This window comes from Prochlorococcus sp. G5PB11, assembly GCF_059772425.1.
Window position 1 is genome coordinate 1,517,485 of record NZ_CM186287.1, and the last position, 21,710, is coordinate 1,539,194.

22 protein-coding genes are annotated in these 21,710 nt (G+C 37.4%); 15 read left to right on the forward strand and 7 right to left on the reverse strand.

The window, feature by feature from the left end; translation table 11 throughout:
* Positions 1–24 precede the first annotated feature (24 nt).
* A complete protein-coding gene (locus AC6EI0_RS08820) occupies positions 25–546 on the forward strand; it encodes a photosystem I assembly protein Ycf3 (protein WP_498462024.1) in 522 nt (173 codons plus the stop codon).
* A 17-nt stretch (positions 547–563) separates the two neighbouring features.
* Here the strand turns inward: AC6EI0_RS08820 and radA are convergent, their stop codons facing one another.
* A complete protein-coding gene (radA, locus tag AC6EI0_RS08825; protein ID WP_498522187.1) occupies positions 564–1,943 on the reverse strand; it encodes a DNA repair protein RadA in 1,380 nt (459 codons plus the stop codon).
* A 106-nt stretch (positions 1,944–2,049) separates the two neighbouring features.
* Between radA and rpaB the strand changes: the two genes are divergently transcribed.
* From rpaB to AC6EI0_RS08850, 5 genes are read left to right on the forward strand one after another with little or no spacing between them, the layout of a single operon-like run.
* Positions 2,050–2,796, forward strand: a complete 747-nt coding sequence (gene rpaB / locus AC6EI0_RS08830) for a response regulator transcription factor RpaB (protein ID WP_011294133.1) — start codon at positions 2,050–2,052, stop codon at positions 2,794–2,796.
* 4 nt (positions 2,797–2,800) lie between these two features.
* Positions 2,801–4,123, forward strand: coding sequence for a phosphate acyltransferase PlsX (plsX, locus tag AC6EI0_RS08835; protein ID WP_498522188.1), 1,323 nt, complete (start codon positions 2,801–2,803; stop codon positions 4,121–4,123).
* 58 nt (positions 4,124–4,181) lie between these two features.
* Complete coding sequence (locus AC6EI0_RS08840) at positions 4,182–5,198, forward strand: beta-ketoacyl-ACP synthase III (protein ID WP_498522189.1); 1,017 nt, start codon at positions 4,182–4,184, stop codon at positions 5,196–5,198.
* Positions 5,199–5,225: 27 nt separating this feature from the next.
* Positions 5,226–6,122, forward strand: a complete 897-nt coding sequence (fabD, locus tag AC6EI0_RS08845; RefSeq protein ID WP_498522190.1) for an ACP S-malonyltransferase — start codon at positions 5,226–5,228, stop codon at positions 6,120–6,122.
* A gap of 50 nt (positions 6,123–6,172) precedes the next feature.
* The gene (locus tag AC6EI0_RS08850) at positions 6,173–6,805 is read left to right on the forward strand and encodes a lysophospholipid acyltransferase family protein (protein ID WP_498523526.1); all 633 of its coding nucleotides are present in this window, start codon (positions 6,173–6,175) and stop codon (positions 6,803–6,805) included.
* Between the two features lie 47 nt (positions 6,806–6,852).
* Here the strand turns inward: AC6EI0_RS08850 and tsaB are convergent, their stop codons facing one another.
* The gene (tsaB, locus tag AC6EI0_RS08855) at positions 6,853–7,569 is read right to left on the reverse strand and encodes a tRNA (adenosine(37)-N6)-threonylcarbamoyltransferase complex dimerization subunit type 1 TsaB (RefSeq protein WP_498522191.1); all 717 of its coding nucleotides are present in this window, start codon (positions 7,567–7,569) and stop codon (positions 6,853–6,855) included.
* Positions 7,530–7,781 carry a Ycf34 family protein gene (locus AC6EI0_RS08860; protein WP_498522192.1) on the reverse strand — a complete coding sequence of 84 codons (252 nt, stop codon included), beginning with the start codon at positions 7,779–7,781 and terminating at the stop codon, positions 7,530–7,532. Before AC6EI0_RS08860 ends, tsaB begins: the two co-directional genes overlap by 40 nt.
* Positions 7,782–7,810: 29 nt before the next feature.
* On the opposite strand from AC6EI0_RS08860, the gene AC6EI0_RS08865 reads away from it, so the two are divergent.
* On the forward strand, positions 7,811–9,004 hold the full coding sequence (locus tag AC6EI0_RS08865) for a tRNA nucleotidyltransferase/poly(A) polymerase-related protein (protein WP_498522193.1): 1,194 nt from the start codon (positions 7,811–7,813) through the stop codon (positions 9,002–9,004).
* Between the two features lie 65 nt (positions 9,005–9,069).
* Positions 9,070–9,501, forward strand: coding sequence for an RNA recognition motif domain-containing protein (locus AC6EI0_RS08870; RefSeq protein WP_498522194.1), 432 nt, complete (start codon positions 9,070–9,072; stop codon positions 9,499–9,501).
* A 4-nt stretch (positions 9,502–9,505) separates the two neighbouring features.
* On the opposite strand, the gene AC6EI0_RS08875 is transcribed toward AC6EI0_RS08870, so the two are convergent.
* Together AC6EI0_RS08875 and pds are read right to left on the reverse strand one after the other, a co-directional pair.
* Entirely contained in the window at positions 9,506–10,444 is a 939-nt protein-coding gene (locus AC6EI0_RS08875; protein WP_498522195.1) for a phytoene synthase, read from the reverse strand.
* Between the two features lie 92 nt (positions 10,445–10,536).
* Positions 10,537–11,913 carry a 15-cis-phytoene desaturase gene (pds, locus tag AC6EI0_RS08880; protein ID WP_498522196.1) on the reverse strand — a complete coding sequence of 459 codons (1,377 nt, stop codon included), beginning with the start codon at positions 11,911–11,913 and terminating at the stop codon, positions 10,537–10,539.
* A gap of 104 nt (positions 11,914–12,017) precedes the next feature.
* On the opposite strand from pds, the gene ndhM reads away from it, so the two are divergent.
* Entirely contained in the window at positions 12,018–12,365 is a 348-nt protein-coding gene (gene ndhM / locus AC6EI0_RS08885) for an NAD(P)H-quinone oxidoreductase subunit M (protein ID WP_498520291.1), read from the forward strand.
* Positions 12,362–13,021 carry a DUF3172 domain-containing protein gene (locus AC6EI0_RS08890; RefSeq protein ID WP_498522197.1) on the forward strand — a complete coding sequence of 220 codons (660 nt, stop codon included), beginning with the start codon at positions 12,362–12,364 and terminating at the stop codon, positions 13,019–13,021. The genes ndhM and AC6EI0_RS08890 overlap by 4 nt, the downstream gene beginning before the upstream one ends.
* Here AC6EI0_RS08890 and AC6EI0_RS08895 read toward each other — a convergent pair.
* Positions 13,018–13,968 (reverse strand): LysR family transcriptional regulator, encoded by a 951-nt coding sequence (locus AC6EI0_RS08895; RefSeq protein ID WP_498522198.1) that lies wholly within the window; start codon positions 13,966–13,968, stop codon positions 13,018–13,020. The two genes, AC6EI0_RS08890 and AC6EI0_RS08895, sit on opposite strands and share 4 nt — an antisense overlap.
* 109 nt (positions 13,969–14,077) lie before the next feature.
* On the opposite strand from AC6EI0_RS08895, the gene AC6EI0_RS08900 reads away from it, so the two are divergent.
* From AC6EI0_RS08900 to AC6EI0_RS08920, 5 genes are all read left to right on the forward strand, one after another.
* Positions 14,078–14,824: an NnrU family protein gene (locus AC6EI0_RS08900; RefSeq protein WP_498522199.1), complete on the forward strand. Its 747-nt coding sequence runs from the start codon at positions 14,078–14,080 to the stop codon at positions 14,822–14,824.
* A gap of 25 nt (positions 14,825–14,849) precedes the next feature.
* Positions 14,850–16,856, forward strand: a complete 2,007-nt coding sequence (locus AC6EI0_RS08905) for an NAD(P)H-quinone oxidoreductase subunit 5 (protein WP_498522200.1) — start codon at positions 14,850–14,852, stop codon at positions 16,854–16,856.
* Between the two features lie 138 nt (positions 16,857–16,994).
* Positions 16,995–18,611 carry an NAD(P)H-quinone oxidoreductase subunit 4 gene (locus AC6EI0_RS08910; protein WP_498523528.1) on the forward strand — a complete coding sequence of 539 codons (1,617 nt, stop codon included), beginning with the start codon at positions 16,995–16,997 and terminating at the stop codon, positions 18,609–18,611.
* Positions 18,612–18,679: 68 nt separating this feature from the next.
* Positions 18,680–19,573, forward strand: a complete 894-nt coding sequence (locus AC6EI0_RS08915) for a segregation/condensation protein A (RefSeq protein WP_498522201.1) — start codon at positions 18,680–18,682, stop codon at positions 19,571–19,573.
* A gap of 56 nt (positions 19,574–19,629) precedes the next feature.
* Positions 19,630–20,808 carry a sugar phosphate nucleotidyltransferase gene (locus AC6EI0_RS08920; protein ID WP_498462042.1) on the forward strand — a complete coding sequence of 393 codons (1,179 nt, stop codon included), beginning with the start codon at positions 19,630–19,632 and terminating at the stop codon, positions 20,806–20,808.
* Here the strand turns inward: AC6EI0_RS08920 and AC6EI0_RS08925 are convergent.
* The gene (locus tag AC6EI0_RS08925; protein ID WP_498522202.1) at positions 20,801–21,682 is read right to left on the reverse strand and encodes a methylenetetrahydrofolate reductase; all 882 of its coding nucleotides are present in this window, start codon (positions 21,680–21,682) and stop codon (positions 20,801–20,803) included. The genes AC6EI0_RS08920 and AC6EI0_RS08925 overlap by 8 nt on opposite strands.
* Positions 21,683–21,710: the final 28 nt, after the last annotated feature.

Genomic DNA, 21,710 nt, shown 5'->3' on the forward strand with positions numbered 1-21,710 from the left:
TGTTCATTGAAATTGGTTCAATCCGTGCCACGAAGTCAAAACAAAGACAATTTTCTTGATAAGGCCTTCACGAAGATGGCTGAGGGAATAGTGAAAGTGATGCCAATTGCCTCTAAAGAAAAAGAGGCCTATCTGTATTACAGAAAAGGTCTAGCAGCACAAAATGATGGAGATTATTCAGAGGCTCTTGAGTACTACGAAGAGAGCTTAAAACTTGAGGATAATCAAGTTGATAGAGGAGAGACATTGAAAAACATGGCAATTATTTACATGAGCAATGGAGATGAAGAGAGGGCACTAGATACATATAAAAAAGCTTTAGGGCAAAATCCAAAACAGCCTTCCTGTTTGAAAAATATGGGATTAATTTATGAAAAAAGAGGCAGAATGGCTCAAAGGAATGGAAATCAAGATGAAGGTGATATCTGGTTTGATCAGGCAGCTGAAGTTTGGAGTAAAGCTGTGCGACTCTATCCAGGTGGATATTTAGATATAGAGAATTGGCTTAAGACTACTGGTAGAGGAAATGTTGATGTTTATTTATAACCTAACAAAACCCAAAATTAAATATTATTTAAAGCATAGATTAACGCTTGATTTATATTAGAGGCTTTTAATATTTTCAATTTTGTATTTGATTCAATCTGACTTGTATCTATTCCATTTGGGATGATTAATGTTTTATATCCAAGTCTGATAACCTCATTAATTCGTTGATGCATTTGTCTGACCAATCTTAATTGACCAGCTAGACCTATTTCACCTATAAAAATCACACCCTCTGCAAGCTCAATATCCTTAAAACTCGAAACTATTGCTGCTGCTATTCCAAGATCAGCTCCTGGCTCTTCTACGTCTAATCCTCCAGCAACAGCTAAATAACAGTCATATTTTGAGAGTGAGAGATTCATATTTTTTTCTAGAACTGCCAAGATTTGATGAAGCCTGTTTATCTCAATACCCGTGGTAGTTCTTCTTGGACTTGCATAACTAGTGGGATTTAAAAGTGCTTGTATATCTATGGCTAGTGGCCTTGTCCCCTCGCAAGTGACAATTGTCGAAATGCCAGGGGCAGAGATTTTGCTTAAGAATAGTTCGCTTGGATTAGATACTTCCGATAACCCATCTGCTTGCATTTCAAAAACACCAAGCTCACAAGTTGCACCAAACCGATTTTTTACCCCTCTAAGTAGTCTGTGAGAAGCAAATCTATCGCCCTCAAAAGTAAGTACTGCATCAACAAGATGCTCAAGCACTTTTGGTCCAGCAAGCATGCCATCCTTAGTGACGTGCCCAATAATTAAAAGAGATATGTTTTCTCGTTTCGCAATTTGCTGTAAAGCTGCTGAACATTCTCTAACTTGAGCAACTGAGCCAGGTGAGCTTGATAAACTCTGATCATGTAAAGCTTGAATGCTATCAATAACTGCAACTTCAGGTTTTAAATAATTAAGCTCTTTTATTACTAATTCTAGATCCGTTTCTGCAAGTAAATGAAGATTGGACTCAGAGTTTTCTATTCGATTCCATCTAAGTTTGACTTGTTGAGCAGATTCTTCAGCAGCCACATAAAGAACAGATCTATGGTGTGAGATTTTAGTGGCACTTTGCAAAATGAGAGTACTTTTTCCAATACCTGGGTCTCCCCCAATCAATACAAGTGATCCAGGTACTAAACCGCCTCCTAGTACTCTGTCTAACTCATCATATCCACTTGGAATGCGATCAATGATTTGGTCTTTTGTTTGATTTATCAGCTCTGAACGATATGGAGCTTTCTCTTTTGGAGAATTAATCTTTGTGTAAATAGATTTTTCTGATTTTTGATTAATTTTTTCTTCTATTATTGAATTCCATTCCCCACAATTGTTGCAGCGGCCAAAGAATTGCCTGGTTTGAGCACCGCAACTTTGACAGATATAAATAGAGACAGATCGAGACACTTAGTTGTAAAAAGGAAGTTGGCTGTAGTTGAATAAAGATAGTGATCTTTATTGTTGGTGAACCTTCACTTAAGATCTTGTGACAGCCGCCAAAACTAAGGAAGAAATGACGGCCACAAGTCCCTCAAAGGAAACCATCCTCGTAGCTGATGATGAGGCGAGTATTAGGAGAATCCTAGAAACTCGTCTATCTATGATTGGCTATCAAGTTGTTACGGCTTGTGATGGAAACGAGGCACTGGATCTCTTCAGAAATTGTGAGCCTGATTTGGTTGTTCTTGATGTCATGATGCCTAAATTGGATGGATATGGAGTTTGTCAGGAATTAAGAAAGGAATCAGATGTTCCAATAGTCATGTTGACAGCATTGGGAGATGTTGCAGACAGAATTACTGGTTTAGAGCTTGGTGCTGATGATTACGTTGTTAAACCATTTAGCCCAAAAGAATTGGAAGCAAGGATCAGGTGTGTTTTAAGAAGAGTTGAAAAAGAACAAATAGCAGGACTGCCTAATTCCGGAGTTATTGCTGTTATGAATTTAAAGATTGATACAAATAAACGTCAGGTTTACAGAAATGATGAACGAATTAGATTAACAGGAATGGAATTTAGTCTTTTAGAACTTTTGGTTAGTCGGTCAGGTGAACCTTTTAGTAGAGGGGAAATTTTGAAAGAAGTTTGGGGATATACACCTGAAAGACATGTTGATACGAGAGTGGTTGATGTACATATTTCTAGACTAAGATCAAAGCTTGAGGATGATCCAGCTAATCCGGAACTAATTCTTACTGCAAGAGGAACAGGTTATCTTTTTCAAAGAATTGTTGATTCAATGATTCCTGAAGGCTCATAAATCAGTGGAAAAAAATCACCAAAATAACAAATTAAATCGTTCTAAGGCAATTAGGCGATTGGTGATTTGGTACCGTCGAAATTCAGCTGTTACTAGTCTTGTTGACACTGCAACAAGCTCAGCTACGGCAGCAACTAATGTCGCTGGAACAGTTGTTTCTAATGCTGGTTCTGTTGTTACAAGCGCTGGATCTATAGCTAGAAGCACACTAGAGCCATTTGTATTTGATCCTCTTAGAAGACTTCAAGTTGGAGACAGTACAGAAGATAAAAATGAAATTCAAGATTCCGAAAGGGTTTGGGTTGCTGTCGATGGAATGGGAGGAGATCTGGCACCTGGAGCAATACTTGATGGGTGTTTGAAAGCTTTGTCATTGCTTCCATTAAAAATTAAATTTGTAGGTGAAATTGAGAAAGTACAAAAAGCAGCGATTGAATTTGGCTTAGAAGAATCTTTAGAGAGAGCATTAGATAATGGCAATTTTGAATTAATTCCCAGTGGTCTCTCAGTTGGCATGGATGAGGAAGCCACTGCAGTGCGCAAAAAAAAGGATTCGAGCATAAATATTGCAATGAAATTAGTTAAAGAAGGAAAAGCTATGGGTGTCTATTCAGCTGGGAACTCCGGAGCAATGATGGCCTCAGCGATATTCAAGCTGGGACGTTTAAAAGGAATTGATCGTCCAGCAATTGGAGCATTATTCCCAACAAAAGATCCTGGTCAACCAGTATTGGTTTTAGATGTTGGGGCAAATATGGACTGTAAACCAACGTATTTGCATCAATTTGCTCTTTTGGGAAATATTTATTGTCGAGATGTTTTGCAGGTCGAAAAGCCAAGAATAGGGTTATTAAATATTGGAGAAGAATCTTGTAAAGGGAATGATCTTTCTCTAGAAACTTATAAACTTTTAAGTGCTGAAGAACGTTTTTGCTTTTCTGGAAATTGTGAAGGAAGAGATGTCTTATCAGGTGATTTTGATGTTGTGGTTTGTGATGGATTTACAGGAAACGTTTTGCTGAAATTTTTAGAGTCAGTTGGTAGTGTTCTTTTGGGAGTTTTGAGGGCTGAGTTACCTAGAGGTAGACGGGGTAAAGTTGGTTCTGCTTTTTTAAGAAATAATTTGAAACGTATTAAGAAACGTTTAGATCATGCTGAACATGGTGGAGCGTTACTTCTAGGAATAAATGGAATTTGTGTAATTGGTCATGGTGGAAGCAAAGCTTTATCTGTTTTAAGTGCTTTAAGAGTTGTTCATTCTGCTGCAAGTCATGGAGTAATGGATGATTTAGCTAATCTCAATAAAACAGATGTCTTAAAGGTCTGATAGGAACTGTCCTGTCCTACCATGTGATTGACTTATGAAATGAAGGCTTTTTTTAGATTTGAATAGGAACTCTAAATGTGACTCAGGAATATCTTTTGTGGGGTGCGGAAGCGCCACGCCTAAAAAGATAATCAACAATAATCAACTTGGCCAGAGAGTAGATACTAATGATGAATGGATTCAAACTAGAACTGGAATTGGAGAAAGAAGAGTTATTGGAGAGAATGAATCTCTGATTGATTTGGCGACAGATGCAGCTCTTAATGCTGTAAAGATGGCTAATTGGGATGTAAAAACTATTGATTTGATAATTCTTGCAACATCTACTCCAGAAGATTTATTTGGCTCTGCGCCTAAAATACAATCAAATTTGAAAGCCTCCAATGCAGTTGCTTTTGATTTAACTGCTGCTTGTAGTGGCTTTTTATTTGCTTTGGTAACTGCATCACAATATTTAGCTTCTGGGTCTATGAAAAGAGCTGTGGTTATTGGAGCCGATCAATTGTCAAAATGGGTAGATTGGGATGATAGAAAGACTTGCGTTTTGTTTGGAGATGGAGCAGGAGCAGTAGCTATTGAAACCACTGATAATCAAAATGGTTTAATTGGATATGATTTGAAGTCTGACGGCAGTAAAGGAGGTTGTTTAAATCTCTTTCAATCAAATATTTTTTTAGATTTAGTTCAAGGAGCTAAACATCAAAAAGGGGAATATTTACCGATCAAAATGGAGGGGAAAGAGGTTTATAAGTTTGCAGTGAAAGAAGTTCCAATTATTCTTGGAGAACTTTTAGATAAATATCAAATACAGCCTGAAAGTATAGATTGGCTCTTGTTACACCAGGCTAATCAAAGAATTCTCGATGCTGTAGCTTCACGATTTTCAATACCGTCTGAAAAAGTGCTCTCAAATTTAAAACACTATGGCAATACCTCTGCAGCAACAATTCCATTGATGCTTGATGAGGCAGTTAGAGATCAAAGGATCAAATCAGGAGATTTAATAGCTTGTAGTGGATTTGGTGCTGGCTTGAGTTGGGGAGCCGCGTTGTTTTTTTGGCATGGTCCCTATTAGGCTGCTAAACAATTAATCAAATAAATTATGACTATTGCCTGGGTCTTTCCTGGTCAAGGCTCTCAAAAATTAGGGATGGCAAATTCGTTAATAGATTTGCCTGGTTCGAGAGAAAGATTTGAATTAGCTTCTCAAATTCTTGGACGAGATCTTTGGAAAATCTGTTGTGGTGAGAGTATTCCTAACGAAGAAATTTATGATTTAAACGATACTAGAAACACGCAACCTGCACTTTTTGTGGTTGAGTCACTATTGGTTGATGATTTAAAAAGACAAGAAAGGGAGACCCAAATAATTGCAGGTCATAGTCTCGGCGAGATAGTTGGTCTTTATTCAGCAGATGTTTTAGATGCGGAGAAAGCGTTGAGGCTATTAAAGAAAAGATCTGAATTAATGGCAGCTGCAGGAGGCGGTGCAATGATTGCAGTTTTGGGCTTTGATCGCGATGAATTAGATGAGTTGATTAGAGAAACTGAGGGAGCAGCAATAGCTAATGATAATAGTGAATCCCAAGTTGTTTTATCTGGTTCACCTGATGCGGTGAAGAAAGTGGCTGATAATTTAAAATGTAAAAGAGCAATTCCTTTACAAGTTTCGGGGGCCTTTCACTCCATATTTATGACTGAAGCATCTCAAAGCTTTGCTGAGGAACTTGATCAATTAACTTTTCAAGATGCTCAGGTACCGGTTCTTAGTAATGTTGATCCGACTCCAACTGTAGATGGTGGAACTTTGAAGGAACGCCTGAAAAAACAAATGACTACTGGGGTTAGGTGGAGAGAGACTATGAATGCCATGCAAAACGAAGGAATAACAACAATGGTTGAAATTGGACCTGGGAATGTACTTAGTGGGCTTGCGAAAAGATCAATGAAAGGAGTCCTGACTAGTCAAATCTCCAATGCAAGTGATTTAGGCTATTGATTTTGGAACAATCAAAAATAGTTGAGGGAGTTGAAACTATCAATCAAGCAATGCCTCGACAAAGCTTTGTTTATGGTTGCGTCAGTTATCTCTTTGTTTTCCCAATTTTTCGTTTTTTGTTTAGAGGTCAAACAATAGGGATTTCGAATTTACCCAAGACCGGCGGAGTTGTAGTTGTCTCTAATCATGGTTCTCATTTGGATCCACCAATATTGGGGCATGCCCTGGGCAGACCGGTAGCTTTTATGGCAAAGTCTGAACTGTTCAGAATACCAATTTTGGCATCTATAATTTCAGCCTGTGGGGCTTATCCAGTTAAGAGGGGTGCTGGGGATAGAGAAGCATTAAGAACTGCCTCTAATCGAATAAATAAAGGTTGGGCCACTGGTGTGTTTTTGGATGGAACTAGACAAGAGAATGGGAGGGTTAATGATCCTAAAGCAGGAGCGGCTCTTCTTGCAGGAAGGACAGGTTGCCCTATTCTTCCTGTAGCGATAGTCAATAGTCATAGAGCTTTTCCAAAAGGATCCTTTCTCCCTAGACTTGTATCTATTCATTTAAGAGTTGGTGAATTAATTCAACCCCCTAAAACAAGGAAAAGAGAAGATCTAACATCAACAACTAAAGAAATTCAAATAGCTATAAATTCAATGCTTGATAAAGGTCTAATTATAAATAATTGAGCTCAGTCTATCTCGATAATAAGAGAATATTGTAACTTATAAATTTTTTATTTATTATCTATTGGTGATGTTGGATAAATTGGCAATGTTTCTCCCCAATGAGAGTTAATTTTTGAATTTTGACAATACTGAGAAAAATCTATAAGTGAAATAATATCTTTTTCAATATTGTTAGAAGCTTTAATTGAAGGATTTATTTCTTTTTCATTGATTATCAATTTAGGGGGAATGATTTCAGTAAATTCATGATAATTTGTTTCTTGGTGAATTTTAATTAGTTTATATTGTCCAGCTACAAAGCCTCTTCGTGGCAAAAAATCTTTTATCCAAAACGGATTTTTTATTTGACTTTGATCAAGATCTCTATAAAGTCTTTGAGCCATTAAATGGAATGTACTAAGTGAATCTAATGAACAATTAATTTGCTGAGCAAGTGTTCTTGCCATTGAGATGGTTAATCTTGTGCTTGTAAAACTTCCAGGGCCTTTTGCTACTGAAATACGAATTATTTGCTTCCAAAATTTTCTAGGTAGAATGTTTTCTATACAACTAAATAATTTGTTTGATAAGGAGCGTCCGATATTAAATACTTCACTATTTATTATATTTTCTGGATTCTTAATATCTTTAATGGCAATTCCAAAGGATTCTGAGCAGCTATGTAAAGCTAATAAATATTTTGAATTTGAGCTATGGAAATCTTGCAATGGATTTATTATAATTGTTACTTTGGTATTTCTTCTCCTGGACGAAGTCTGCTCCATTTCCCTTTGTCTAATAGAAAACTATCACAACCTCTTACATCCCATTCAATTCCTATCTCGCTCTCAGGCATATCCAAAATATTGATATGAATTTTTGGATTAGTGCCTTGAAAATCTGGATTTTTGGAAATGTGTTTGACGCCGTGATTCTCTTCAACTGTGAAGTAGGTCTTGCATCTATCTACCCAAGCACAATCAACACAGATGCACATAGCTATAAAAATAAAACCTAGGAGTCATTTTGATAAGTAAGAACACATTACTATCAAATGATCTTTTTGGAGATTTAAATCCAAAAGATTGGCCAATATCCATAGCCGATTTGCCTGCTGGAAGTGCTTTGGTGGGGGGATCTGTAAGAGATGGATTGTTGAAAAAATTGAGTCAAAAACCTGAGTTGGATTTTGTGATACCAATAGAAGCTATTCAATTTAGTGAAAACTTATCAAAGAAAATTAATGCTACTTTTATAAAGCTTGATCAAAAGAGGGATATCGCTCGGTTAGTTACTAATGGATGGACTCTTGATTTTGCTGGACAGGTTGGAGCAACTCTTGAAGATGATTTATTAAGACGTGATTTTAGAATTAATGCAATTGCTTTAATGATTAGAGAAACGCCAGAGATATTTGATCCAACAGGAGGAATAGATGATCTAAAAAATAAGAGAATTGTTGCAATAAGTGAAAAGAACTTAATTGATGATCCTTTGAGAATTCTTAGAGGTTTTCGATTGATGTGTGAGTTGGATTTTGAGATAGAGGGAAAAACCAAAAGGTTTTTAAAAACTAATAAAGATAAATTAAGTAATGTTGCGCCGGAAAGGATGAAAATGGAGATTTTAAAAATAGTTAATTCAGAATGGAATCCTACAGTTTGGGAAACTTATTTAGAACTTCAAATATTGAGAGATTGGAATGAAGCTAAGCTCCCTTCTTATGAGATAAAAAAACAAGAAAATTTATCTAAAGAGCTTATACTTGGAAAGCCTTTAGCAAAATTAATATCTTTACTTAGTGATGAGGGTTTGTCAAGATTGAGATTTAGTAAAAATCAAATTAAAAAATGCAAAAATCTGAGATTTTGGGTTAATAAAACCAATTGCCTAGGTTTAGAGAATCTTTCAGAGGATGACAGGTTTCAGCTTCATCTTGATTTGGAAGAGGATTTGCCATCATTCATTCTTTTTTTGAATCAGAAACATAGAAACGTTTGGTTAAAACGCTGGAAAGACCTCTCTGACCCTCTCTTTCATCCTTCTTATCCTTTGGATGGGAATTTACTTCAAAAAGTCTTTGATATTCCTCATGGCCCTTTATTGGGGAAGCTTATGAGACATCTTTCTAAGGAAAGAGCTTATGGTCGATTCTTTACAAATCAAGAGGCTTTGGAGGTCGCTCGTAAATGGACCTTAGAGAATTCCCCCTCTATGTGATTAACTACACACAAATCAAATTCATCTCGGCCGTATGCCGTAGCCATTTTATCCCCTTTTTCTAAATGAGCGTCCGCCTTTACATCGGTAATTTGCCGCAGAATGTCAACGTTAAAGAACTTGAAGCCCTCCTAGCATCTATAGGTGATGGCATAAAATTTAAAGCTGTTTTCGATAGAGATACCAAGGCTTGTAGGGGATTTGGTTTCGCAAATATTAAGGATGAGAATATTGCAAATGAGCTTATTGAGAAATTAAATGGGTATGAATTTAATGGGAATAAATTGAGGGTTGAGCGTTCTGAACGTAAAGATTCCAATTCAAGTAACTCAAGAAGAGGAGGAGGTTCCAATAATGGTAATAGAGGTTCTAATCGTAAAGATGTTAAGAAAGTTGTACATAGCGATGCACCAATTAAAGAAGCTCCCGATCCAAGATGGGCTGGAGAACTATCAAAATTGAAGGATCTATTAGCTAATCAAAAAACCCCTGTATAGATATTCAACTAATTAGTGTTTTAAGTTTATATTTTTCATCGTTGATAGTTATCAGATAAGAGATTGGTAGGTTTATTGCTTTAACCCATCCCTTTACATAAGCACGATTATTGAAGACGTCATAATCTAATTTTTCAATTGAATTTAGTATTCCGCTGTATAACCTTAATGATGTCCATATGGGCCATCTTGCATCTATTGACAGCCATTTTATTCCTTCTTCAGACTTTTGGAACCAATCTCTCGCTCTTGCTAATTGAAAAGACATTAAAGCTTTCCAGTTCTCATTGATTTTTCCTTGCATTAAATCTTCTTCTGAGTAATTGAATTTTTCTAGATCCTCTAAAGGGAGATATATACGCCCTCTTCCTCTATCTTCGCCGACGTCTCTAAGAATATTTGTTAATTGATTCGCAATTCCTAAAGCGATAGCGGCTTTTGAAGTATCTGGAGATGGCTTATTTGGATTGGACGTATAGGCAGCATCAATTCCTATTACTCCTTGAGTCATCAACCCAACCGTTCCAGCAACTCGATAACAATAGAGTTTAAGTTCTTCAAAGGTTTTATATCTAGTTGTATCTAGATCCATTCTCTGGCCTTCTATCATATCGATATAGGGCTGAATAGATTGAGGGAATTTTTGAAGAGTATCCGCTAAGACTGCATCAAGATCATCTTCAGTATTACCAGCAAAAACCTTTTTTGTTTTGTCTTCCCATTTATTTAGTCGATCTGATAACTCATTTTTTGATTTTTTTTGAGCCTCAGTGCTATCCATCAACTCATCAGTTCTACGGCACCATACATAAATGGCCCATATTGCTCTGCGCTTGGCAGGAGGAAGCAACATAGTGCCAAGGTAGAAGGTCTTGGCCCATTGTGCAGTTTCTTTTCTGCAAGCCTCATAGGCATCCTCTAAATTCACAGAAGGCTGCACCAAAATTAAAAGTTTGTAAGTTTTTTAGTTTGCATTAATCTCTCGAATAGCAATTTTAAATAAATTGCTATTGATACATTAAGACTAAGAAGAACCTATGTCAGTTCAGATTCGATCTTTTCCGCACATAGTTTCCCACTTAACACCGCCCCTTCCATGGAAGCAAGATATTTTTGCATTGTATAATCACCCGTTAAGAAAAAGTTGCTAATAGGAGTCTTTTGATCAGGCCGTAAATCTTGACATCCAGGAACTGCTTTGTAGACCGATTGCGGTGTTTTTATCACTTTATATTTTCTTAATTTAGCTTTATCTTCCCCTAAGAAATGACTAGGGAAAAGCTTAGCCAATTCTTTCATTGTTGCATCGATGATTTCTTCATCTTTACGACTAATCCAGTCTTTTGCAGGCGCAAAGACTAATTCAAGCATGGATCGATTTGGATCCTCATATTCTTTACAAGTTATGCTCATGTCTGCATAAACGCTTAAGAGCGGAGATCTGCTAAATAAAAGGTGGTCAATATTGGTAAGTTTCCGATCGAACCAAAGATGAATATTAATAACTGGAACTCCTTTCAGACCTTCAAGTTTTCTGAATATATCTTTAGAAGCCCACTCACTTGGCAAAATTGTTTTAAAAATATCTACCGGCATTGCGCTGACATATGCGTCCGCTTCAATTTCTTTTCCATGAGATTCTTTAGCACTGCCTATCAAGAAATTTTCAACTGTGCCATCTCTTTTTAAATTGATTTTTTTAAGTGGGCTATTTAAAAATACATCGCCTCCTAAAGCTTTTATGTGATCAACCATTGGTTGGCAAAGTCTTTCTGGTGGGGCTCCATCAAGGAATGCCATTTTAGACCCGTTTTTTTCTTGTAAAAAGCGGTTTAAGGCAGTTAACAATACTGTTGAGGAAATTTCATCAGGGCCTATAAAATTAAGGGCCTTACTCATTGCGATAAAAACTTCGTCGTTTACTCTTTCTGGAATATTTTGTTTTTTTAGCCATTCGGTCCAAGAGTATTTATCACAATCTTCTACGTAATTTTGGCCGCGCAACATAGCAGGTATTAGCCCCAGCCCAAATGAAATTTTTTCTGGCCAGCTAAGCATGTCATTGTTGCTTAAAATTGCTGCGACTCCATTTATTGGAGCAGGCAAATCTGGGAAATCAAAACGGCTATATGTTCCAGGTTCTTCAGGTTGGTTAAAAATCATAGAATGACTTTTCCATTGAAGACGATCTTCAATATCTAACTCTTTAAAAAGCTGAAGCATGTTTGGATATGCCCCAAAAAATATATGCAAACCAGTTTCGTACCAATCCCCATCTTCGTCTTTCCAAGCAGCAACTTTTCCACCAAGTACGTTTCTTGCTTCATAAACGAATGGAGAATGACCTGCATCCGCTAAGTATTTTGCACATGAAAGTCCTGCTAATCCGGCTCCAGCAATTGCTACCCGCATACTTAAATAAAAGAGTATTTAACAACTTTAGTAAGTAAGACCACCCAACAAGGGTTAAGGTCGTTAAATTTGCAGTATAAATTTCGGTTTGTTGTTTTAAATTCATGAGCGACACTATCCTTAAGTGCACAACACGCCACGTAAGAATTTTTACTGCAGTAGTAGAAAATGAAGATTTAATTTTAGATAATGGTCATTTGACTTTGGATATTGATCCTGATAATGAATTTCTTTGGGAAGATCAATCCATTAGAAAGGTACAAGATTATTTTCGGGAACTTGTTTCTTCTCAAGACGATAAAGAGTTGAGTGATTACAGCTTGCGAAAGATAGGATCCTTGCTAGAAGATTTTATTCGAAAGTTGCTTAAAGATGGAGAACTCAGTTATAACCCAGATAGTAGGGTTATGAATTACTCCATGGGATTACCTCGAACTCAAGAATTACTATGAATCAAGGTCCCTACGATCGCCGTCCCCCATCTCGTAGAAGATCAGATCTTGCGAGAAGACAAGAAGGTAATAAATTTAATCCTAGAAATAATTCGAATTTTAGAAACCAATACGAACAAAGAGGAAGTAGATTTGATGCCTCTGGCCCTTCTGGTGGTGGTGGTGGCGGAATAAAAATAAACTCTAACTCAGTTGCTATTTTGGCTGGAGTTTTGGTTATTGGTGTTGGTATTGGTAGCCTCATAACAAGCACAACCTCAGGTGGTCAGGGAAATATTGCAAGTCAGCAACAGCTCGATATGGCAGTTCCAGATCCAGACTTTTGTAGGCAATACGGGGCTAGTGCTTTTGTGATTGATGTTGAAATGTATACGACCCTAAATCCTTCTACAAGCTTTGTTACACAACCAGCTCTTCAACCTGGTTGTGTAATTAGAAGGGAAAACTGGACTGTATTGCAAAAGCAAGGAGCCATAAATAACGATGATGTTAGAGAGTGTAAACAGAGAATGAATACATTTGCTTATATTGGTTCTATTAGGGATCAGCCAATTGTTCGTTGCGTTTATCAAGCAGATGTTAACGAGAATAAATTTATAATTAAAGGAGCTGAAGAAGATGCTGTTGGTATTAATAAGGAAGCCATACAATTTTAAATTTCATCATTAGATAATGGTGAAAATGAACTAGCAAATAAAGGCAGAATATCATTAGTGAAGGCTTCTGCAGCTCTTGATGAATATCTCCCTGGATTAGTGATTACTTTTAGTTCTCTTTTTACTTCTAGATCCGCAACAATGGCTCTGTGGATACTTCCTCCAGAAAGTTCTCTTTCAATTGATACTACTGGAAGAAAAGCGGCTCCAAGATCTGATTGAACAGCATTTTTTATCGCTTCCAGAGAATTTAATTCCATTTCAATATGTAATCTTTGCACATCTAGTCCCGAGGAAGATAGAAGTTGATCAACTACTTTTCGTGTCGTTGATTGATTGTCTAAAGTTATAAATCTTAGACTATATAAATCTTCTTTTGTAAGTACTTTTGACTTTGCCAATGGATGATTAGTAGGTAAAACAAGAGCTAATTCATCAGTTGCAAAAGGAATTACTTGTAATGATTCGTTTAGTTCTAATGGAAGTTGGCCTCCAATAATGGCTATATCAATCTGGCCATTAGCAACGCTCCACCCTGTCCTTCTAGTGCTATGAATTTGAAGTTGAACAGAAACCTCTGGATACTTTTGTCTAAAATGCCCAATCATTCTTGGCATTAAGTAAGTACCAGTAGTTTGGCTGGCTCCAATAATTAGAGAGCCCCCTTTGAGGTTGTTCAAATCTTCAATGGCTTTGCAAGTCTCTTGGCACTCTCCTAAAATTTTTTCGCAATAGTTAAGAAGAAGTTTTCCAGCTTCAGTTAATTGAGCTTTTCTTCCTCCTCTGTCAAATATGGCAATTTCTAATTGTTTTTCTAAATTTTGCACTTGCAAACTAACAGCTGGCTGAGTAACAAACAGGCTGTCAGCAGCTTTTTTAAAACTTCCCTCATCAACAATTGCTTTGAGGATTCTTAGTTGGTCAAGAGTGAATGGAATTTCGGCCATGGTGGCAGGCCTGCATGGCAGTTATTAAAGTAAAATTTAGGGAAAAACAACACCAACTGTTGATCCGGTATGGATCTAATAATTTTTTGAGAGGCTTTTAAAAGGACGAATGGCATTTTTAGATACGCATGGTTCGAGTTGTGTGATGATATTACTTTTGTTTTGTTTTGCCGTTATTCATAGTGGGGGCGCTGCTTTAAGGGTGAGGGCAGAAGGTTTAATTGGTGCAAGAGCATGGAGATTGATTTTTGCTTTTGCAAGTATTCCCTCAGCAGTTATTTTGGTTGGTTATTTTATTGCTCATCGTTACGACGGAGTTAGATTTTGGAATTTTCAGGGAGTTAGCGAATTAATTCCAATGATTTGGATTTTGAGTGCAATAAGTTTTCTTTTCCTATATCCAGCTACATATAACCTTTTAGAAATTCCAGCTGTTTTGAGACCCAAAGTTAGAATCTATGCTACTGGGATTATTAGAATTACTCGCCATCCTCAGGCAATTGGTCAAATTATTTGGTGTTTCGCGCATTTACTTTGGATAGGCACAAGTTTTACTCTTGTAACTTGCTTGGGATTAATTGCTCATCATTTATTTGCTATTTGGCATGGTGATAGAAGACTTAGTCTCAAATTCGGGCAAGAATTTGAGGATGTGAAGAAAAAAACATCAGTAGTTCCATTTTTGGCTGTGTTGGATGGACGACAAAAATTAGAAATCAAAGAATTTATCAGGCCTTCTCAAATGGGCATTCTCATTGCAGTGTTCTTTTTCTGGTGGTCCCATAAATTTATTTCTGTTGGAGCTGAGAGATTTCTCTCTTTTGATTTCACTGAATTACTAGCAAGAATTGCCTAAAATCATATCAATATGATTTAGCTGGATGCATTCGGCTGCAGATTTTGCTTGGTTAATTCCTCTCCTCCCTCTTTGCGGGGCAGTTTTGATTGGTTTGGGATTAATTAGTTTTAACGACCTCTTTAATCGTTCACGAAAACCCGTTGCAATAACACTTTTAACCTCTGTAGGTGCCTCTGCATTTATTAGCTATGCAGTTTTGGCTGAGCAACTTTCAGGCAAGCCTCAAGTTGAACACTTGTTCATATGGGCAAGTGCAGGTTCTTTTGAGTTGCCAATGGGATATGTGATTGACCCTTTAGCAGCCGTAATGCTTGCTCTTGTTACGACTATTGCTTTGTTGGTAATGATTTATTCCCATGGTTATATGGCACATGACCCTGGGTATGTTCGTTTTTTTACCTATCTAGCCTTATTTAGCAGTTCTATGCTTGGGTTAATAGTTAGTCCTAACTTGCTTGAAATATATGTATTTTGGGAATTGGTTGGAATGTGTTCATATTTACTTGTTGGTTTTTGGTACGACAGAGATGGTGCTGCGCATGCAGCTCAAAAGGCTTTTATCGTTAACAGAGTAGGAGATTTTGGGTTATTGCTCGGCATCTTGGGTCTTTTTTGGGCAACTGGAAGTTTTGATTTTAATGGAATTGCTAAGGGTTTATCAGAGTCAGTTAGTGCCGGGACAGTGCCAATATGGGCTGCTTTGACCCTTTGTATTCTTGTTTTTATGGGACCAATGGCAAAGTCCGCACAATTCCCTCTGCATGTTTGGTTGCCCGACGCAATGGAAGGCCCAACTCCCATATCTGCTTTAATCCATGCGGCAACAATGGTTGCAGCGGGAGTTTTTTTAGTAGCGAGGCTTGAGCCTTTGTTTAGCCAGTTTCCTTTTATTGGATTGTTCATAGCAATTATTGGGACAATTACTTGTTTTTTAGGAGCATCAATTGCTTTGACACAAATGGATTTAAAAAAAGGATTAGCTTATAGCACTGTTTCTCAACTTGGATACATGATGTTAGCGATGGGATGTGGAGCACCAGTTGCCGGAATGTTCCATTTAGTTACCCATGCATGTTTTAAGGCAATGTTATTCCTTGGTTCAGGTTCAGTGATTCATGCAATGGAGGAGGTGGTTGGTCATGAACCAATTCTTGCTCAAGATATGAGATTAATGGGCGGTTTACGTAAGAAAATGCCCATTACGGCAATAACCTTTTTCATTGGCTGTATTGCTATTAGTGGTATCCCCCCTCTTGCAGGTTTTTGGAGTAAGGACGAAATTCTTGGTCAAGCTTTTAATAGTTTTCCAATACTCTGGTTTATTGGTTTTTTAACGGCTGGAATGACTGCTTTTTATATGTTTCGTCTATATTTTCTAACTTTTGAAGGAGACTTCCGTGGTGAAAATAAAGAGATGCAGCTTGCTTTGCTTTCTCTGGCAGGTAAAGAGCAAGATGATGAGCATGAAGATCATGAAGTTGGCAAGATACATGAATCTGCATGGCCTATGACATTCCCCTTGGCAGTTTTGGCAATTCCTTCTGTTTTGATTGGATTTATAGGAGTTCCTTGGAACAGTGTTTTTGCAAACTTGTTAGACCCTCTTGAGGCTATTGAAGCTGCAGAAAAGTTTAGCTGGGGAGAATTTATCCCACTTGCTACTGCTTCTGTGGCTATCTCATCTGCAGGAATACTTTTGGCAGTTTTAACTTATTACCTTAAACGATTTGATCTTGGAGTCTCTCTCTCTGAAAAATATCCTCAAATAAATTCATTTCTTCAAAACAAATGGTATCTGGATGATATTAATGAGAAAATTTTTGTAAAAGGTAGTAGAAAGCTCGCTAGAGAAGTACTTGAAGTTGATGCAAAAGTAGTTGATGGAGTAGTTAATCTGACTGGATTGCTGACTCTCGGTAGTGGAGAAGGTCTAAAGTATTTTGAAACAGGAAGAGCTCAGTTTTATGCATTGATTGTTTTTGGAGGAGTGATTGCTTTGGTCGCACTTTTTGGCGTTATTGGGACATAATTTACATAATTTTTTTAGGTGTGTGTTTCATCCCCTATCTATAGGGTGCCAATAATCTCATAATTTCTAAACTCAAAAAGTGGTGATTAATTTCGAGTCTTGGAATTCGCTTTCAATGCAAGTTTGAACCTAGGTACAATGCTTATTCCTGAGCCAATTCAAGCCGATTTACCATGGTTAAGTTTATCCATATTTTTCCCAATTGTTGGAGCTTTAATCGTTCCTTTTATTCCAGATAAAGGAGAAGGAAAAGAAGTTCGATGGTATGCCCTAATAATTGCTTTAATTACTTTTCTAATTACCGTTGCTGCTTACTTTAAAGGTTTTGATCCGAGTCAAGAAGGCTTGCAGTTATATGAAAAAGTTAATTGGCTTCCAAATCTTGGATTGACTTGGTCTGTTGGCGCAGATGGTTTGTCAATGCCATTGATATTGCTTACAAGTTTCATAACCTCTCTTGCGGTTTTAGCAGCTTGGCCAGTTAGCTATAAACCTAAATTATTTTTCTTTTTAATCCTCGCTATGGATGGCGGCCAGATAGCAGTATTTGCTGTCCAAGATATGTTGCTTTTCTTTTTGGCTTGGGAATTGGAGTTGTTTCCGGTGTATTTATTTCTTGCAATCTGGGGCGGGAAGAAAAGGCAATATGCAGCCACGAAATTTATTATCTATACAGCAGGAAGCTCGTTATTTATTCTCCTTGCAGGTCTTGCAATGGGTTTCTTTCAAGGAGGAGGAATTCCAGATTTCGGCTATACCCATTTGGCTCAGCAAAATTTTGGTAAGGGGTTTCAACTGCTTTGTTATTCAGGATTACTAATTGCTTTTGGTGTCAAACTTCCTATTGTTCCTCTTCATACTTGGTTGCCAGATGCACATGGAGAGGCCACTGCTCCAGTGCATATGCTTTTAGCAGGCATATTGTTGAAAATGGGTGGATATGCTCTTCTAAGATTTAATGCGCAATTGCTGCCTGATGCTCATGCTCAATTTGCACCATTGTTAATCGTTCTTGGAGTAGTAAATATTATTTACGCAGCTTTAACTTCTTTTGCTCAAAGGAATCTAAAAAGAAAAATTGCTTATAGCTCCATAAGTCATATGGGTTTTGTTTTGATAGGCATTGGAAGCTTTAGTTCTTTAGGAACGAGTGGAGCTATGTTGCAAATGGTTAGCCACGGTCTAATAGGAGCAAGTTTGTTTTTCCTTGTTGGAGCAACTTACGACAGAACACACACGCTTCAATTAGATGAGATGGGGGGTATTGGTCAAAACATGAGGATTATGTTTGCTTTATGGACTGCATGCGCTTTCGCTTCACTCGCTTTACCTGGAATGAGTGGATTTATCTCAGAATTAATGGTCTTTGTTGGTTTTGTAACTGACGAAGTTTATACACTCCCATTTAGAATTGTTATTGCTTCATTAGCTGCAATAGGAGTCATTTTGACACCCATATATTTACTATCGATGCTCAGAGAAATTTTCTTTGGGAAAGAGAATGCGAAGTTAATATCCAAAGCAAAGTTGGTAGATGCTGAACCTAGAGAAATTTATATCATTGCTTGTTTATTAGTTCCTATTATTGGAATTGGTTTGTATCCAAAAATCATGACTGATACTTATATTTCATCGATTGATGGATTGGTTAAACGAGATTTGTTAGCCGTTGAGAGAATTAGAAATGACCAAGCAACGATTATAAGTAGTCCTAATTTATCAATTGGGACTATTGAAGCTCCTTTTTTAGATTGAATATCATTCCTTTGACCTGGCATAACTTTCATCAAAGAGATAACTTTCTTGTAGAGTCTTAGTCTTAATTGCCAGTTAATCTTTTAAGTCAAACTGCAGATTCTGGAGCGAGACTTGCAATTCGTCTTTTGCAAGATGCAGCTGAAAGAGGTGATATTGATCCATGGGATGTAGATGTTATTCCTGTTATTGATGGTTTTCTTGACCAACTGAAACAGCGGATTGAAATTCCAAAAAAGATTTCAGAACATTTCATTCAAAATGGTGGAAGTTATGAAGTTGATCTTGCTCAGAGTAGTGAAGCCTTTTTAGCCGCTTCTGTCTTAGTTGGCTTAAAGGCTGAGGTCCTTGAAGCTGAAATATTCTCTGTTGATGTAGATGATCAAGATGATTCAGAATTTGATTTTGGGGAGCAAGGTTGGCTAGATGAAACTTTTCAATTACCTTCTCGTCCAGAAAGACATCTATTTAGAAGGCCTGTTGCCCCTCCACCTTTTAGAAGGCCAGTTACGCTTGGAGAATTAATAAACCAGCTTGAGACCATTGCAGAATCTTTGAAAAATGATGAGTTGCATAATCGTAGAAAGTTACGACAGAGAAAATTAACTGATAGGGAAGTTATTGCTCAAGTTTCATCTCTTGCTCATCGAGAAAAATTACCTGAAACCACTGCAGCTTTGGCAATTTTTCTTAACGATTGGGAACAAGCTTTGCACTGGGTTGATTTTGAATTATTAGTTGAGAGGTGGAGTCAAGATTCAGCTTCAGAGGATTTGGATACTGATAGAGTTGGAGTCTTTTGGGCTTTATTGTTTTTATGTTCTCAAGGCAAGGTGGAGATTGATCAAAAAGATTCTTTGTTTTCTCCATTAAGTCTAAAGAGGCTTTTAGAACCAGGAATGGTTGCTCAACTTCCTTTGGCATCTTTGGACGTGACAGATGGCTCGCCGGCTGCTGCCTAGCTCTTTTTGGAGGCAGCATTCTATGTTGGCCTTGTATCGCTTCAGTTAGACCACTTATGAAGGCGATGATCCTGGCGGCTGGGAAAGGTACCAGAGTTCAGCCGATCACGCATGTGATTCCAAAGCCAATGATTCCTATCCTTCAGAAACCTGTAATGGAGTTTCTGTTGGAACTCCTTAAGGAGCATGGCTTTACTGAGGTTATGGTTAACGTTTCTCATTTAGCAGAAGAAATAGAAAATTATTTTCGAGATGGGCAAAGATTTGGAGTTGAAATTGCATATAGCTTTGAAGGCCGTATTGAAGATGGAGAATTAATTGGTGACGCATTAGGGTCAGCGGGTGGGCTGAAAAAAATTCAAGACTTTCAAAAATTTTTTGATGATACTTTTGTTGTCTTGTGCGGAGATGCACTAATTGATTTGGATTTGTCTGAAGCTGTAAAAAGACATAAAGAGAAAGGTGCCTTAGCCAGTTTGATTACTAAACGTGTTTCAAAAGATCAAGTAAGTAGTTATGGCGTAGTAGTAACAGATGAAGAAGATCGTGTTAAAGCCTTTCAAGAAAAACCTTCTATTGATAATGCACTAGGAGATACTATTAATACAGGAATATATTTATTTGAACCAGAAGTTTTTAATTATATACCATCTGGGAAACCCTTTGATATTGGCTCAGATTTGTTCCCAAAGTTAGTAGAAGAGGGGGCACCTTTTTATGCTTTGCCTATGGATTTTGAGTGGGTTGATATTGGTAAAGTTCCAGATTATTGGAGAGCAATAAGGAATGTTCTTAAAGGTGATGTTAGACAGGTTGAAATACCAGGTAAGCAGGTAAGACCAGGGATTTACACTGGTTTAAATGTTGCAGCTAATTGGGATAAGATTAATGTTAAAGGACCTATATATGTTGGTGGAATGACAAGGATTGAAGATGGTGTAACTATTATTGGTCCTTCTATGATTGGTCCGAGTTGTTGTATTTGTGAAGGAGCAACAATTGACAATTCAATAATATTTGATTATTCACTAATTGGACCTGGAGTGCAACTTGTAGAGAAGTTAGTTTTTGGTAGATATTGTGTAGGTAAAGAAGGCGATCATTTTGATTTACAGGAAGCCGCGTTAGATTGGTTAATAACTGATGCTCGAAGACAGGACCTAGGAGAACCTTCACCGCAACAAAAAGCGATGGCTGAATTATTAGGAACTGACCTAATTGGTTCTTCTAACTAATATTTGCTCTTTCTAAAATTATCGGTATTTGTTGCTCTGCTTTAACTGCCATAAGGTGAACCCCTTGAGCAATTCCTAGGAAACTTTTTACTTGCTCAGCAGCAATTGAGATGCCTTCATCAAGAGGGTTTGATGCACTCTCAAGTCTGGAAATTATTGATTCGGGTATGCATGCTCCTGGGACTACACGATTAATGAATTGAGCATTCTTAGCAGATTTGAGAAGAAAGACGCCAGCTAAAACAGGTATTTTCATAGGCTCTGTTATTTCCTTACAAAATCTCTCAAGCACTTTGGTGTCCATAACCATTTGAGTTTGAAGGAAATTAGCACCGGCTTTTTTTTTGAGTTCTATTCTTCTTCGTAAACCATCGAATCCTCTGCAATTTGGATCCGCAGCGGCTCCAGCGAACAAATTAGTTTGGCCATCGGGTAATGAACCAGACACGGGATCTATTCCTTTGTTAAGTGATGTGACTTGATTGATAAGTTCAATTGAGTTTAAGTCTTGTACTGATTTGGCTTGAGATTGGTCTCCTACCCGTACAGGATCGCCAGTTAAACAGAGGATATTTCTTATCCCTAAAGCGTGGGCTCCTAGTAGTTCAGCTTGTAATGCGATTCGATTCCTATCCCTACAAGATAATTGCAAGACTGGTTCAAGTTTTGCCTCTAAAAGCAGTTTGCACAAGGCTAGGCTGCTCATTCGCATGATTGCCCTACTGCCATCTGTAACATTGAACCCATGAACAAAGTCATTTAATTTGACGGCTTTTGATATGGCCGAAGCTGTATCTCCTCCCCTAGGAGGCATGATTTCAGCAGTAATAGCTGATAAGCCAGATTCAAGTCGAATTTGAAGTTTAGATTTCACATGTATTTTTTACTAGATAATTACTATC

Excerpts from the sequence above, each read along its gene's own strand:
- AC6EI0_RS08860 (WP_498522192.1), bottom strand. The coding sequence starts at position 7,781 with ATGTGCATCTGTGTTGATTGTGCTTGGGTAGATAGATGCAAGACCTAC.
- fabD (WP_498522190.1), top strand. The coding sequence starts at position 5,226 with ATGACTATTGCCTGGGTCTTTCCTGGTCAAGGCTCTCAAAAATTAGGG.
- AC6EI0_RS08900 (WP_498522199.1), top strand. The coding sequence starts at position 14,078 with ATGGCATTTTTAGATACGCATGGTTCGAGTTGTGTGATGATATTACTT.
- AC6EI0_RS08910 (WP_498523528.1), top strand. The coding sequence starts at position 16,995 with ATGCTTATTCCTGAGCCAATTCAAGCCGATTTACCATGGTTAAGTTTA.
- rpaB (WP_011294133.1), top strand. The coding sequence starts at position 2,050 with ATGACGGCCACAAGTCCCTCAAAGGAAACCATCCTCGTAGCTGATGAT.
- AC6EI0_RS08920 (WP_498462042.1), top strand. The coding sequence starts at position 19,630 with ATGAAGGCGATGATCCTGGCGGCTGGGAAAGGTACCAGAGTTCAGCCG.
- AC6EI0_RS08890 (WP_498522197.1), top strand. The coding sequence starts at position 12,362 with ATGAATCAAGGTCCCTACGATCGCCGTCCCCCATCTCGTAGAAGATCA.
- ndhM (WP_498520291.1), top strand. The coding sequence starts at position 12,018 with ATGAGCGACACTATCCTTAAGTGCACAACACGCCACGTAAGAATTTTT.
- AC6EI0_RS08905 (WP_498522200.1), top strand. The coding sequence starts at position 14,850 with ATGCATTCGGCTGCAGATTTTGCTTGGTTAATTCCTCTCCTCCCTCTT.
- AC6EI0_RS08850 (WP_498523526.1), top strand. The coding sequence starts at position 6,173 with ATGCCTCGACAAAGCTTTGTTTATGGTTGCGTCAGTTATCTCTTTGTT.
- pds (WP_498522196.1), bottom strand. The coding sequence starts at position 11,913 with ATGCGGGTAGCAATTGCTGGAGCCGGATTAGCAGGACTTTCATGTGCA.
- AC6EI0_RS08895 (WP_498522198.1), bottom strand. The coding sequence starts at position 13,968 with ATGGCCGAAATTCCATTCACTCTTGACCAACTAAGAATCCTCAAAGCA.
- tsaB (WP_498522191.1), bottom strand. The coding sequence starts at position 7,569 with ATGGAGCAGACTTCGTCCAGGAGAAGAAATACCAAAGTAACAATTATA.
- AC6EI0_RS08870 (WP_498522194.1), top strand. The coding sequence starts at position 9,070 with ATGAGCGTCCGCCTTTACATCGGTAATTTGCCGCAGAATGTCAACGTT.